The organism is Nostoc sp., assembly GCF_036919895.1.
Taxonomy (GTDB): Bacteria; Cyanobacteriota; Cyanobacteriia; order Cyanobacteriales; family Nostocaceae; genus Nostoc.
Genome location: NZ_JBALBW010000082.1, coordinates 56,183 through 72,600 on the forward strand (window position 1 = coordinate 56,183; position 16,418 = coordinate 72,600).

The 16,418-nt window shown below is 37.5% G+C and carries 5 protein-coding genes; all 5 read left to right on the plus strand.

The genetic code is table 11. The features are described from left to right. The first annotated feature begins 17 nt into the window (after positions 1 to 17). The 5 genes from panP to V7K55_RS16805 are packed head-to-tail and all read left to right on the plus strand — an operon-like array spanning position 18 to position 16,415. A complete protein-coding gene (gene panP / locus V7K55_RS16785; protein WP_334833189.1) occupies positions 18 to 1,655 on the plus strand; it encodes a pyridoxal-dependent aspartate 1-decarboxylase PanP in 1,638 nt (545 codons plus the stop codon). Between the two features lie 15 nt (positions 1,656 to 1,670). Next, a complete protein-coding gene (locus V7K55_RS16790) occupies positions 1,671 to 6,329 on the plus strand; it encodes a type I polyketide synthase (protein ID WP_334833191.1) in 4,659 nt (1,552 codons plus the stop codon). Beyond that, positions 6,322 to 10,881 carry a type I polyketide synthase gene (locus V7K55_RS16795; protein WP_334833193.1) on the plus strand — a complete coding sequence of 1,520 codons (4,560 nt, stop codon included), beginning with the start codon at positions 6,322 to 6,324 and terminating at the stop codon, positions 10,879 to 10,881. The genes V7K55_RS16790 and V7K55_RS16795 overlap by 8 nt, the downstream gene beginning before the upstream one ends. A gap of 43 nt (positions 10,882 to 10,924) precedes the next feature. Continuing rightward, a complete protein-coding gene (locus V7K55_RS16800; protein WP_334833195.1) occupies positions 10,925 to 15,001 on the plus strand; it encodes an amino acid adenylation domain-containing protein in 4,077 nt (1,358 codons plus the stop codon). A gap of 34 nt (positions 15,002 to 15,035) precedes the next feature. Then, positions 15,036 to 16,415, plus strand: coding sequence for a cytochrome P450 (locus V7K55_RS16805; RefSeq protein ID WP_334833197.1), 1,380 nt, complete (start codon positions 15,036 to 15,038; stop codon positions 16,413 to 16,415). Positions 16,416 to 16,418 lie beyond the last annotated feature (3 nt).

Sequence of the window (16,418 nt, forward strand, 5' to 3'; positions counted from 1 at the left end):
ATTGCGGAAAACACAACATGACATTAAGCAAACAAGAAATGCTAAATAAAAGTTACTTTGTTGAATCTGAACAGTTAGATGATGGCATAGAAGAAAAAGTAATGCAAATGTTTGCTTCATGCAATCAGGTAAGCTCTCTTGAAAAACAAATAGATGAAATAACCGATCAAATATCTCAAGATTTTTTAAACACTATTGATTCTAATACCAACATTGATTTAGACTCATTACTAGAAGAATTTTCAGATAGTAAAATTCCTGTCCAACCGACTAACTTTGAAACCTATCTCAAGTACATAGGCAACAATGTCGTTGCCCATTCAATACATACATCTTCACCACGATTTATTGGTCACATGACCTCGGCGCTCCCTAGTTTTGTGCGCCCTTTAGCTAAACTAATGACGGCAATGAATCAAAACGCCGTCAAAATAGAAACCGCTAAATCCCTCAGCTTCTTTGAACGTGAGGCTTTAGCAATGTTGCATCGACAAATTTATAACCTTTCTGAAGGTTTCTACACTCAACATATTCAAAATAACTTAAGTACGCTAGGAATCTTGGTTTCTGGCGGAACAGTGGCAAATATTACAGCCCTTTGGTGTGCGCGAAATGCTGCATTAGGGCCAAAAGATGGATTTCTTGGTGTAGAGAAAGAAGGTTTAGCAGCTGCTCTAGATTTCTATGGCTACAAAGGAGCGGTGATTATTGGCTCTGACTTAATGCACTACTCTTTTGATAAAGCTGCGGATTTGATGAGTATTGGTACACAGGGGTTGCTCAGAATTCCTGCTGATTGTAATAATCGAATTAACTTACCAGCACTGCGCCAAACTGTTGCAGAATGCCGTAAGCAAAACTTACTAATTATCGCAATTGTTGGGGTTGCTGGTACAACAGATTCAGGTGGAGTTGATTCCCTAAAAGATATTGCAGAAATTGCACAAGAAGCCAATGTTCATTTTCATGTAGATGCTGCTTGGGGTGGGCCGCTAATTTTTTCTGAACAATATCGGCATAAGCTTGCTGGTATAGAAGAAGCTGATTCAGTCACTATTGATGGACATAAACAATTGTATCTGCCAATGGGGATTGGTATGGTATTTTTTCGCGATCCCTATCTAGCTTCTTCAATTGAAAAGCAGGCTAGTTATACCATGCGTAAGGGATCATTTGATTTAGGTAAACGTGCTTTAGAAGGTTCTCGTCCAGGCATGGCCTTATTATTACACGCTGGTTTAAAGCTGATTGGACTTAAGGGATATGAGTTTTTAATTGATGAAGGAATCCGAAAAACTCAATATATGGCTGCTTGTATTTCAGCTATGCCTGAATTTGAATTACTGGCAGAACCTGATACAAATCTACTAATTTATCGGTATATTCCAGGGCAATTGCGAGGGCTGGTGGCTAAAAAAGCATTGACAGACGTAGATAATCAAATAATCAATAATGTCAATGAATCTTTACAAAAAAATCAGCGCCAAATTGGTCATACTTTTATATCCAGAACTATCAAGAAGAATATTAATTTTGGTAATGACAATCCTGTGGTTGCAATGCGGGCAGTTATTGCCAATCCTTTGACTACTGAAGAAGACATTCAAGCAGTTTTAAACGATCAAATACAAATTGCTGCCACAATATCAATTTAAAATTTTATAAAAACTATGGATAACTTAAATGCTTTGCAAAGTTTCAATGAGCAAGATGAAATAGCAATTATCGGTATGTCCGGGCGTTTTCCTGGATCAAAAAACGTTGATATTTTCTGGCAAAACCTGCGAGATGGCGTAGAGTCTATTGCTTCTTTTACGGATGAAGAATTAATATCTGCTGGCGTGAATCCAACATTGCTGAATGACCCTAGTTATGTGAAATCAGGCGGTGTATTAGAAGATATAGAGTTATTTGACGCTTCATTTTTTGGCTTTTCTCCCAGAGAAGCCGAAATTACAGATCCTCAACACCGGCTTTTTATGGAGTGTGTTTGGCAAGCTTTAGAAAATGCTGGTTATAACTCGGAAATTTATAGTGGTTCAATTGGTATATTTACAGGTGTTGCTATCAGCACATACTTACTATCGAATTTATATCCTAATCGGGATTTAATGGAATCAGAAGATGGTGTTATTATTGGTAACGAAAAAGATTTTTTACCAACACAAATATCTTATAAATTAAATTTAAAAGGGCCAAGTATTAATGTTCAAACTGCCTGTTCTACATCATTAGTTGCTGTTCATTTAGCTTGCCAGAGTTTAATGAATGGTGAAAGTGATATTGTTTTAGCGGGCGGTGTTTCTGTTGGAGTACCGCAAAAACTTGGTTATCTCTATCAACCAGGAGGAATTCATTCTCCTGATGGACACTGCCGAGCTTTTGACGCTCAAGCAAAAGGAACTAATGGTGGCAATGGTTTAGGTGTAGTAGTTTTGAAAAGATTAGAGGATGCCATTGCTGATGGTGACTTCATTCATGCAGTAATTAAGAGTTCAGCAGTTAATAATGATGGTTTTTTAAAGGTTGGATATACAGCCCCCAGCGTTGAGGGACAAAGGCAGGTAATTTTAGAAGCTTTAGCTTTAGCTGGAGTTGAACCTGAAACTGTTAGTTATATAGAAGCTCATGGTACAGGAACTATCTTAGGAGATCCGATTGAAATTAAGGCACTCACACAAGCTTTTGCTGCTAGCACAAATAAAAAAGGCTTTTGCGCTATTGGTTCAGTAAAAACTAATATTGGACACTTAAATACAGCAGCAGGTGTGACAGGCTTAATTAAGACAGCCCTAGCATTAAAGCATCAACAAATACCTCCTAGTTTGCACTTTCAGCAGCCAAATCCTCAGATAGACTTTGCTAATAGTCCGTTTTATGTCAACACTAAATTATCGGAGTGGAAAACTAACGGTACGCCACGCCGAGCAGGTGTGAGTTCTTTTGGGATTGGCGGAACTAATGCTCATGTCATCTTAGAAGAAGCGCCAGTGATTGCAGCTTCAAGTCCCTCACGTCCTTGGCAATTATTATTACTATCAGCCAAAACAAGCACAGCCTTAGAAACTGCGACAGCAAATTTAGCTGCTCATTTGGAGCAAAATCGAGATATTAACCTACCGGATGTTGCTCATACTTTACAAGTAGGTCGTTGGGCTTTTGAACATCGTCGCATAGTAGTTTGCCATGACTCAGAAGATGCAGTAAAAACGCTGACTTCTCTTGATCTTCAACGTATTTTTACTTACTATCGGAAACCAAGTCACTGTCCAGTAATCTTCATGTTTTCAGGACAAGGAGCGCAATATGCAAACATGGCACGAGAACTGTATGAAGTAGAACCAGTATTTGCTCAACATGTAGATACTTGCGCCGAAATTTTGGAAGCATACCTTAACCTTGATATCCGCTCTCTACTTTATCCCAAAGAAGAAGATATTGAAATTGCTGCAAAGCAACTACAGCAAACAGCCCTGACTCAACCAGCATTATTTGTGATTGAGTACGCCCTAGCTCAGTTATTAATCTCATGGGGAATACATCCACAAGCCATGATTGGGCATAGTATCGGGGAATATGTCGCAGCTGCGATCGCAGGCGTATTTTCCTTAGAGGATGCTCTACTAATTGTCGCAAAAAGAGGACAACTAATGCAACAGTTGCCTTGGGGAAGTATGCTGGCAGTAGGATTACCAGCAAATAATGTACAGTTGCTATTAAAAGAAAACTTAGAAATCGCAGTTATTAATAGTCCATCTTCATGTGTTGTTTCTGGCACAAATGAAGCAGTTGTACAACTGCAAAAGCAATTAATCTCTCAAGAGATTGAATGTCGGCTGTTGCATACATCTCATGCCTTCCATTCGGCAATGATGGAGCCAATATTAAACGAGTTTGTGCAGTTGGTGAAAATATGTAAACTCCATTCTCCAAAAATCAAGTTTATTTCTAATGTTACTGGGAATTGGATTACTGATGCCGAAGCGACAAATCCCAACTATTGGGGTCAACATTTACGCCAAACGGTGAGATTTTCTGATGGTATATCTATATTGATAAAACAGTTTGAAGGTGTTTTTGTTGAGGTGGGACCGGGACGAACTTTAAGTACTTTGACGACACAGCATTTAGATAGAAATGCTAAACAACAAGTGTTGACTTCATTACGCCATGTTAAAGAGCAACAATCTGATATTAGCTTTTTATTACAAACGTTAGGTCGCTTGTGGCTTTCTGGTGTAGATATCAACTGGTCAGGATTTTATGCTCACGAGCAACGCCATCGTTTACCTTTGCCTACCTATCCTTTTGAACGGCAAAGATACTGGATTGAGCCTCAAAAGCAACAAAATAGTGACGAGCTACGCTTACTCACTCCTGCCTCACTGGGCAAAAAACCTGATATAGCCGACTGGTTTTATATTCCCTACTGGAAACCTTCTTTACGCCCTGTACAACTCGAACATCAAGAATTCCCGTCTCCAAAATCTTGCACTTTGGTGTTTCTCGATGAGTGTGGCTTGGGTATCAACTTGGTAAAACAATTAGAAGAACAAAACCATGTAGTTACGGTAAAACGAGGTGACAAATTTACCCTAATAAATGAATCTCAATATATTATCAATCCTGCAAATAATCGGGATTACGATGTATTGATTCAGGAGCTTATTAGAGTAAATCAGTTACCAAAAACTATTGTTCACTTATGGAGTGTTACACCAACTAGTGACCAAGAATTAGAAATTGGAAATGTAGATCAAGCCCAGACAACAGGATTTTACAGCCTCCTATATCTTGCCCAAGCTTTAGGAAAGCAAGAAACTACCGATGATTTTAAAATCACAGTTATTTCTAACAACTTACAGCCAGTCACAGGAACTGAAGTTATTTGTCCAGAAAAAGCTACTTTGCTTGGAACAATTAAAGTTATCCCTCAAGAATATTTAAATATAAACTGTCGTAGTATCGATGTTATTCTTCCTGTAAGTGGAAGCTGGCAAGAACAAAAACTCATAGAAAACTTACTAGCAGAATTAACAGTTGTTGATTCTGAAAAGCTCATTGCTTATCGAGGCTTAAATCGTTGGGTGCAAAGTTTTGAGCCAGTGCGCTTTGATAAAACTAAGCTAGAAAAGCCTCGACTTAGAGAAAAGGGAGTCTATTTAATTACAGGTGGACTCGGAGGGATTGGATTTGTTTTAGCAGAATACTTGGCTAGAAATTTACAAGCAAAGCTACTGCTGGTAGGACGTTCTGCTTTTCCTCAGCGAGACGAATGGGAAAAATGGCTAGCTAATCATGATGATACTGACAGTATTAGCTGCAAAATTCGCAAAGTTCAAGAACTTGAAGATTTAGGTGCAGAAGTTGTAGTGGCGATCGCTGATGTTAGCAATACAGAACAAATGCAAAGTGCGATCGCTCAAGCTGAACAACAATTTGGTTCGCTCAACGGTGTCATCCATGCTGCTGGAATTACTAAAGGTGAGTCTTTTGAAGCGATCGCAAAAATAAATCGCAGCAATTGTGAGGAACAATTTCACCCAAAAGTACATGGGCTTATAGTTTTACAAAATGTTTTACAAAATAAAAAACTTGATTTTTGCTTTTTATTCTCTTCATTGTCTTCTGTTTTAGGAGGATTAGGACATATTGCTTACTCGGCAGCAAATGCCTTTATGGATACTTTTGTATACCAGCATAATCAGAGTTATCCTATTTCATGGAGTAGTATAAGTTGGGATGGTTGGCAAATTGAAAAACCTACATCTTCAGATATAAATTTGATGGAGCTAACTCTTAATTCTGAGGAAGGATTAAAAGCTTTTCAAGCTATTATAAATACTAGTCAATATAACAATATTGTTGTTTCAACTGGAGATATTCAAGCTAGGATTAAAAAATGGATTAAGCTTGAATCATTAGAAGAAAAAGAGAGTAGTCCAGCAAATTTAGTCTTACACTCCAGACCAGATTTGCAAAATCCTTTTGTTGCTCCTAGAAATGAAATTGAGCAAAATATAGCTAATATTTGGCAGGAACTACTGGGAATAAAAAACATAGGATTATATGATAATTTCTTTGAATTAGGAGGAGATTCTCTTTTAATAATTCAGGTTCGAGATAAAATTTTAAAGAAATTAAATAAAAACTTGTCAGTTGGCGAGATATTTGAATATTCAACAATAAATGCATTGGCTGAATATATAAGCGGAAATAATATTGAGAAGCCAATATTTCAGCAAGCTGATGAACGTGCCAATAAAAAAGAAATGGCTATGCAAGAAAAACGACAATTGATGAAACAAAGGAGAAAGATAGATGTCTAATCAAGAAATGGACAATTCTATTAAAGGCATAGCCATAATCGGTATAGTTGGCCGTTTTCCAGGAGCCAAAAATGTTGGTGAATTTTGGGAAAACTTGTGCAATGGACAAGAGTCAATATCTTTCTATAGTGATGAAGAATTAAAGATTTCAGGTGTAGATCCAACATGGCTGAGTAACCCTCAGTATGTAAAAGCTGGTGCTAGTTTGTCAGATATTCAGATGTTTGACGCTTCTTTCTTTGATTTCTCACCAAGGGAAGCTGAAATCATCGACCCCCAACACCGGATTCTTCTTGAGTGTGCTTGGCAAGCATTGGAAAACGCTGGTTATGAACCTGGATCTGCTCAGGGTTTGACTGGTGTTTATGTGGGAACCAATATGAGTAATTACTTTATGAGTAATTTAAATTCCCATCCCGATCTCATTAAATTGACAGATTTAGTTGCATACGGTAATTGTCAGGATTTTGCCGCCACACGAGTTTCATACAAATTGAACCTAAAAGGCCCAAGCATCAATATTCAAACTTCCTGTTCCACATCATTAGTTGCTGTTCACTCAGCTTGCCAAGGATTACTAAACTATGAGTGCGATCTAGCTTTGGCTGGTGGTATTTCTATAGAATCTCTGCAAAAGCAAGGTTATTTTTATCAAGAAGGGGATATAACTTCTCCTGATGGTCATTGTCGCGCCTTTGATGCTCAAGCAAAAGGAACTATTTTCGGGGATGGAGTCGGTCTTGTTGTCTTGAAGAGATTAGAAGATGCTTTGACAGAAGGTGACTATATTCACGCAGTAATCAAAGGTTCAGCTATTAATAACGATGGTGCTGCTAAAGTGGGTTATACGGCTCCTAGTGTGGTTGGACAAGCTGAGGTGATTGCAGAGGCTCAGGCGATCGCAGGGGTTGCTCCAGAAACCATTACTTATATTGAGGCTCACGGAACTGGTACAGCCTTGGGAGATCCGATTGAAATTAGTGCCTTAAAAAAGGCGTTTGCAGGCCGCACTCAAGAAAAGGGATTTTGTGCTATTGGTTCAGTAAAAACTAATATTGGGCATTTAAATACAGCAGCAGGTGTGACAGGTTTAATGAAAACAGCCCTGGCATTAAAACATCAACAAATACCTCCTAGTTTGCATTTTAAAGAGCCAAATCCTGAGATAGATTTCACCAATAGTCCGTTTTATGTCAACACGAAATTATCGGAGTGGAAAACCAACGGTACACCACGCCGAGCAGGTGTTAGTTCTTTTGGGATTGGCGGAACTAATGCTCACGTCATCTTAGAAGAAGCGCCATTGATTGCAGCTTCAAGTCCCTCACGTCCTTGGCAATTATTATTACTATCAGCCAAAACCAGCACAGCCCTAGAAACTGCAACAGCAAATTTAGTTGCTCATTTAGAGCAAAATCCAGATATTAACCTACCGGATGTTGCTCATACTTTACAAGTAGGTCGTCGAGCTTTTGAACATCGTCGTATAGTAGTTTGTCATGACTTAGAAGATACAGTAAAAACACTGACTTCTCTCAATCCTGAACGTCTTTTTACTTATCACCATCAGCCAATTCACTGTCCAGTCATCTTCATGTTTTCAGGACAAGGGGCGCAATATGCAAACATGGCACGAGAACTGTATGAAGTAGAACCAGTATTTGCTCAACATGTAGATACTTGCGCCGAAATTTTGCAACCATACCTTAATCTTGATATCCGTTCTCTACTTTATCCCAGACGAGAAGATACTGAAACTGCTGCAAAGCAACTACAGCAAACAGCCCTGACTCAACCAGCATTATTTGTGATTGAGTACGCCCTAGCTCAGTTATTAATGTCATGGGGAATACATCCACAAGCAATGATTGGGCATAGTATCGGGGAATATGTCGCAGCTGCGATCGCAGGCGTATTCTCCTTAGAGGATGCTCTACTAATTGTCGCAAAAAGAGGACAACTAATGCAACAGTTGCCTTCAGGAGGGATGCTGGCAGTAGGATTACCAGCAAATAATGTAAAAGAAAACTTAGAAATTGCAGTTATTAACAGTCCATCCTCATGCGTTGTTTCTGGTACGAATGAAGCAGTTGCAGAACTCCAAAAACAATTAATTTCTCAAGGGATTGAATGTCGGCTGTTGCATACATCTCATGCTTTCCATTCGGCAATGATGGAGCCAATATTAGGGGAGTTTGTGCAGTTGCTAAAAACATGCAAACTCCATTCTCCAAAAATCAAGTTTATTTCTAACGTTACTGGGAATTGGATTACTGATGCCGAAGCGACAAATTCCAACTATTGGGGTCAACATTTACGCCAAACGGTGAGATTTTCTGATGGTATATCTCTATTGATAAAACAGTTTGAAGGTGTTTTTGTTGAGGTGGGGCCGGGACGAACTTTAAGTACTTTGACGACACAGCATTTAGATAGAAATGCTAAACAACAAGTATTGACTTCATTGCGCCATGTTAAAGAGCAACAATCTGATATTAGCTTTTTATTACAAACGTTAGGTCGCTTGTGGCTTTCTGGTGTAGATATAAATTGGTCAGGATTTTATGCTCACGAGCAACGCCATCGTTTGCCTTTACCTACCTATCCTTTTGAGCGCCAAAGATACTGGATTGATGCTAAATCACCATCACCTTCTTTAAAGAATAAACAAGATATCGCCGATTGGTTTTATATTCCTTCATGGAAACGCTCTTTGCTTCCTAATTCATCTTCTTATCAAAAAGAATCAACGCCAGAAGAATGGCTATTTTTTATTGATGACTTGGGAATTGGGGACAAATTAATTAATCTATTTATTAATCAAAATGTAAATGTCATTACTGTTAAACAAGCAGAGCAATTTAGAAAGATCAGTGATAGAGCTTATACAATTAATCCATATAGATGTGAAGACTATAAAGCTTTGTTTCAAGAATTAGAATTGCATGGTAAACTTACCCAAAATATTGCTTATTTATGGAGTATTAACAAACTTGATAATCGGCAATCGAGAAAATATTTGGAATTTAATAGTCTGTTATTTTTAACACAGAGCTTGAGTAAGTTAAAAGTTAATAGCCAGTTACAACTTTGCATTATATCGAATAACATTCAAGATGTTAATGGTAATGAAAAACTAGACCCTGAGAAAGTAGTTATATTAGGTTTATCTAAGGTAATTTCTCAAGAATATCCTAATATTAATTGTCGATGTATTGATCTTGATTTTACGAACCGCAGAGGCGCGGAGAACGCAGAGGAAGGAGAAGGAGATTATAAGAGTGTTATTTTTGATCAACTCTTAAATGAGTTAACGGCTGTATCTTCAGACTTAGTTGTTGCTTACCGCGATTCTTATCGCTGGATACAAACATTTGAGGCAATTCGCTTAGAGTCAATAGGTGAAGAAAAAACACCATTGAGAAAAGAAGGTGTTTACCTATTTCCTGGTGGTTTAGGAATTATTGAATTTGTAATTGCAGAATATTTAGCAAAAACTCTACAAGCAAAACTCATATTTATTGAAGATTCAGACTTTCCAGAAAAGAATGATTTTTTACAATGGATAGAAACTCATTCTCAGCAAGATGAAGTGAGTTGCAAAATTCAAAGATTGGTAGCATTAGAAAAGTTAGGTGACAAAGTTTTTGTCATCCCTATAGATACAAGTAATGAGACACAAATTCATCAAATCTTTTCATCTGAGAATATTGGTCAAATTAACGGGGTGATTTCTTCAACTGGAATCAAAACCGAACATATCTTTGGCTCAATTCCAGAAATTGACAATATAGAATCAGAGAAATTATTCGAGTTTCAACGTGATAAAATTAATATATTAGAACAAATATTAGAGAATCAAAAGTTAGATTTTTGTATTATTTTTTCTTCTCTATCTTCCATTTTAGGAGGATTTGGACTAGCCTTAGATTCGGCAGCTAATCATTTTATAGATACCTTTACTAACCAACACAACCGGAATAATAATCTGCCGTGGGATATTATAAACTGGGATAAATTAGAAATCAATTCCAGCGAAGTACCTGGAGCAGAATTAGCAATTGATGCCACAGAAACTGTAGAAGCATTTAAACGAATATTTTCTCTAAAGAGAGGAGCTCAGATTTTAATTTCTCCAGTAGATATTAATGCTAGGAAAAATCACAGAATTAGTATTGGTTCTAGCAAAAGTTTTACAAATTTAAATAAATTAGAGCCATCACCGCGTTATTTTAGACCTAACCTTCGTAATGCCTATATCGCTCCAACAAATGAGTTGGAAAAGCAAATTACAGAAATATGGCAAGAGGTACTTGGAATTGCAGAAGTTGGTATCTATGATAATTTCTATGATTTAGGAGGAGACTCATTGATTGCAACTCAATTAGTTTCTCGATTGCGAGCCAAATTTCCTGTAGAGTTCCCACTGCGTGAATTTTTATTAGAAGCAATGATCCCAGCTAAACAAGCAGAAATGATCGAAGAACTTCTGTTAGAAAAAATAGAAGAATTATCTGAAGAAGAAGTAGAGTTACTTTTAAATAGGTCATAACACCCCCCTCTAGATTGAAGCAGTTCACAAATAATCATTACTAATGGATAAACAATCTTCTAATTTATCACCTGCGAAAAAAGCCCTTCTAGAAAAATGGAAGGGAGGAAAATTTAAAACTGATACTATTCCCAAACGCCAAACATCTCAAAATATTCCCTTATCTTTTTCTCAACAAAGGCTATGGTTTATTGACCAACTTTACCACGGGAGTTCTTTCTACAATATTCCTATTGCTTTCCATATCAAAGGAAAACTGAATATTACAGCACTTCACCAAAGTTTGAATGAAATTATCAATCGTCACGAAGTTTGGCGGACAAATTTTCAGATTATAAATGGAGAACCATCGCAAAAGATTGTAGCTCAATCCACTTTGGGTTTACCTATCATTAATCTTGAACATTTATCCGGTCAAAATTGGGAATCTGAGGTTAAGCAACTTGTAGCAGATTCAGCAAAGAAACTCTTTAATTTAGCTAAAGAACTTTTAGTCAGAGCAACTTTACTGCGCTTAAGTCAAGAAGAACATGTTTTGCTTGTTACCATGCATCACATTATTACAGATGGATGGTCTTGTGATGTGTTCCTGCGGGAGTTGTCAACGCTGTACGCTGCGTTCTCTACAAATCAGCCCTCTCCCTTACCTGAACTTACCATACAGTATGCGGATTTTGCAATTTGGCAACGCGATCGCATTCAAGGTGAATTCCTTGCAACTCAACTAAATTATTGGCAGCGACAACTTCAGGGTGAGCTACCCATACTACAATTACCTACAGATCGTCCACGGCCTACCGTTACATCTTTTACTGGTTCCAAGCAATATTTTACATTATCAAAATCTCTAACTGATGCATTGAAACAATTAAGCCAGCAAGCAGACGCTACATTATTTATGAGTTTGCTGGCAGCATTTAATATATTATTAAATCGCTACACAGACCAAGAAGACATTTTAATTGGTTCTCCAATTGCGAACCGCAACCGAGCCGAATTAGAAGGGATGCTGGGCTTATTTGTGAATACTTTGATATTACGTAATAACCTCAGTGATAATCCTACATTTGGGCAATTTCTCCATCGAGTGCGTGAAGTAACTCTTGATGCTTATGCACATCAAGATTTGCCCTTCGAGATGCTAGTAGAAAAATTGCAGCCCGAACGCGACTTAAGCCGGAATCCCCTTTATGAAGTCATGTTTGTACTGCAAAATACTCCAACAACTGTGCAAGAAGTGTCTGGTTTAACTTTGCGTACTTTGGAATTTGATAGCGGTACGGCTCAACTAGATATTTTCTTATCGATGTCTGAATTCCAAGAGGGATTAACGGGATGTTTGGAGTACAATACAGATATTTTTGATTCAACAACGATTACCCAATTCATCAATAATTTCCAAACTGTGTTGGCAAATATCGTTGCCAATCCTGAGCAACGTTTGAGTGAGTTATCCCTATTAACAGCTTTTGAGCAAGAACAACTATTATTTAAGTTTAATCAAACTCATGTTGATTATCCTCAACATGTATCTCTCCATCAATTATTTGAGGAACAAGTTCAACTAACACCGGATTCTCTAGCATTAACTAGCCAATCTGAGAAACTTACTTATCGTCAACTTAACCACAGAATTAATCAGCTTGCACATTACTTACAAAAACAGGGTGTCAAGAATGAAACCCTCGTTGCTATCTGTCTGGAACGTTCCATAGATATGGTGGTGGGAATTTTAGCCGTTCTCAAAGCGAGTGGTGCATATATTCCCCTTGATTCTACTTATCCAGTTGAACGTCTAAGCTTTATGCTCTCCGATTCTCAAGCATCGGTGCTAATTACCCAACAACAAATATTAGAAAAACTATCATTATCTTCAGCTAAAACCGTTTGCTTAGATATCCACAAAGATGAAATTTCTCAAGAAAGTCAAGAAAATCCCACTAACACTGCTGGTAATTTAGCCTATATTATCTATACTTCAGGCTCAACTGGTACTCCTAAAGGCGTTCTTGGCACTCATCGCGGTACAATAAATGGCTTACACTGGCTCTGGAAAACTTACCCTTTCACTTCAGAAGAGGTTTGTTGTCAGAAAACAGCTATTAGTTTTGTAGATTCTATTTGGGAAATTTTTGCTCCTTTACTTAGGGGAATTCCACTTGTAATTATTAATGATGCAACTGTACTAGACTCACAATTATTTATAGAAACTTTAGCGCATCACAAAGTTACCCGGATAATACTTGTTCCCTCATTACTGCGCTTATTTCTAGATAATTACAGTCATTTAACTAATAAATTATCGCAGCTAAAACTTTGGATAACTAGTGGAGAAGCACTATCAGTCAGATTAGCTCAAACTTTTCGAGAGTTCATGCCATTTGCCAAACTAATCAACCTTTACGGCTCATCGGAAGTTTCTGCAAATGCCACTTATTATAACACCAGTTTATTCCCCGAACAAGGAAATAGTATCCCTATCGGTCGCCCTATTGACAATACCCAAGTCTATGTGTTGACTCGCTACTTAAAACCAACACCTTTGGGATGTGTTGGTGAACTGTACATTGGTGGCGATGGATTGGCAATGGGTTATTTACACCGTCCTGAATTAACCCACGAAAAGTTTATTGATAATCCCTTTATTTCAGGAACAAAGCTTTATAAAACAGGTGATTTAGTTCGTCATCTTAAAGATGGTAATCTTGAATATTTGGGTCGCAATGATGAACAAGTAAAAATTAGAGGTTTTCGAGTAGAATTAGGCGAAATTGGCACTGTTATTACACAACATCCAGATGTCCAAGAATCTGTTGTAATTACCAGCAACGATCCTCAAGGTAATCCGCGTTTGATTGCATATTTGGTAACAAATAAACCAGATATATCTGTACAAATATTACCTTATTTGCAACAGAAATTGCCTAATTATATGCTACCTTCTGCCTTCGTTGTACTGGATGAGCTACCACTTACACCAAATGGTAAAGTAGATAAGCGTTCTCTGACAAATAACAAAGTTATTCACTCAAATACTACTCGAAACTTCGTTGCTCCTCGCAATTTTACAGAATTATCATTAGTAAAACTTTGGGAAAATATCCTAAATACTAACCCGATTGGGGTAACAGATAGCTTTTTCGACTTAGGTGGCCACTCATTTTTAGCTGTACGTTTGATGGCTCAAATTCACGACAGATTCGAGCATAATCTTCCTCTATCCACTCTTTTTGAAAACCCCACAATTGAACAGCTAGCAAACATTGTCAGTCAGCCATCCCGTCAGAGTTCTAACTCTCCTTTAGTTGCAATTAACTCTTCTGGTTCTAAGATACCTTTCTTCTGTATGCATGGTGCTGGTGGAGGTATTAGTCACTACTTTAACTTATCCAGAAGACTTGGTGAAGATTATCAATTTTATGCATTAGAGGATACTCAAGAGCAAAACCAACTAGAAATTATTTCAGTGGAAGAGACAGCAATTCGTTACCTCAAAGAGATTCGTCAAGTCCAACCAAATGGCCCTTATCTTTTAGGTGGCCATTGTTATGGCGGTGTACTTGCTTTTGAAATAGCCCAGCAATTACAAAGCCAGGGTGAAACTGTAAGTTTATTAGTTATTATCGATGCCATACTATCAGAAACACACATTGAATTTACAGAAGATGATGATGCCAAATTTTTACTCCGCATAGCTGAATCAATGAAAACCGATAATGATGTAGACTTTTCAGTACCTTTTGAGGAACTTCGAGATATACCACTAAATGAGCAACTTCATTTGATTAATAAAAAAGCAAACTTCATTTTTAGCGATACAGAAATTAAAGATTTTCTCCGTCATTATAAAGTTTTCAAAGCTCATGTCCAAGCGATGCGAAATTATGTTCCACAGATTTATTCTGGAAAAATGACTTTATTTAGAGCGAATGAAGCTATAATTCATGATTTTGAAAGTTCAGAATGGAATACTGACGATCCATTTCTAGGCTGGGGTAAATTTTCTCAGCAACCTATAGAAGTAATTGAAGTTACAGGCGATCATTTCTCGATGTTTGTTGAACCTTATATTCAAGACCTAGCTAAAAATCTCAGAAGTTGTATCGAGAATTTTGTGTGAAATCTATTGTAAACAATGTGAGTAACAAATACTAATGAAACTACCTCCAAAACCCAGAACTCCTTCTTGGTTACTATATCTACAATTTGAGGCTAATCCCTTTGCCTATATGGATGCCATTTTCAAACGCTATGGTGACATAGTAATGATAACGCTTGGTTCTACACCCATAGTTTATGTTAGTAATCCTTTAGGTAATAAGCAAATTTTTAGCAATACTAAAGAAATTACAGCTTCTGGGAAATTGAATCAAGATTTCGCTTTATTCACAGGAAATCAAGGAGTTCTTCAACTAGATGGCTTAATTCATAAAAATCGGCGGAAGTTACTAATGCAGGCTTTTCATGGAACGCGAATGCAAGCCTGTGGACAACGTATTTGCGAACTTACAGAAAAAATTATGAATCAACAAATGATTGGGAAGCCTTTTGTAGCTTATCCAATCATAGAAGAAATCACTCTGCCAATAGGTATAGAGGTTGTGTTGGGATTACGTGAAGGCGAAATTCATGACAAAATCAAACATTTATTTGTTTCGATGTTTCAATTGGAGCAATCTAAACTATTTCAATTTATATCAAAATTACCTTTACTAAACCAAGATTTAGGTCGGTGGAGTCCCCAAGGATATATGCTTCATCTTCGAGAGAAGATTTTTGAATTGCTATATTCGGAAGTTAAAGAACGTCGCCGAGTGGCTGATTCTTCACGCACTGACATGCTTTCTGATTTAATATTTGCTCATGATGAAACAGGTGAACCCTTAAGTAATGAAGAGGTGCGTGATCTACTTCTATCACCCATATTCGCGGCTCAAGATGCTTCAGCAACTGCAATTAGTTGGTCACTATATTGGATTCACCGTTTACCTGCTATTCACAAACGACTGCTTGAGGAACTTGATAGCCTTGGTGAAAATCCAGACCCGATGAGCATTATTGCACTACCTTATCTAAGCGCTGTTTGCAACGAAGCTTTGCGAATTTATCCAACTCAGTTGTTTGCATTTCCCCGGTTAGTAGAATCTCCTGTTGAAGTGATGGGCTACGAATTACATCCCGGCACAGTACTTATTAGTAATATTTATTCAACGCATCAACGCGAAGATTTATACCCAGAACCAAAAGAATTTAAGCCTGAACGCTTTTTAGAAAAACAGTTCTCTCCTTATGAATTTCTCCCTTTTGGGGGTGGCTCTCGTGTTTGTATTGGCGGAAGTTTTGCCTTATTTGAAATGAAGCTTGTATTAGCAACAATTATTTCACGCTATCAATTAGAACTAGTAAGTAAACGACCAGAACGCCCCAAGTTTGGCGGTCTTATTTGCTCCCCTGCTAGTGGTGTAAATATGATCCTGCATGGACGGCGTAAACATCAGGAACAGTCAAAATTATCGGTTTTTAGTTCAGTTTAGTAA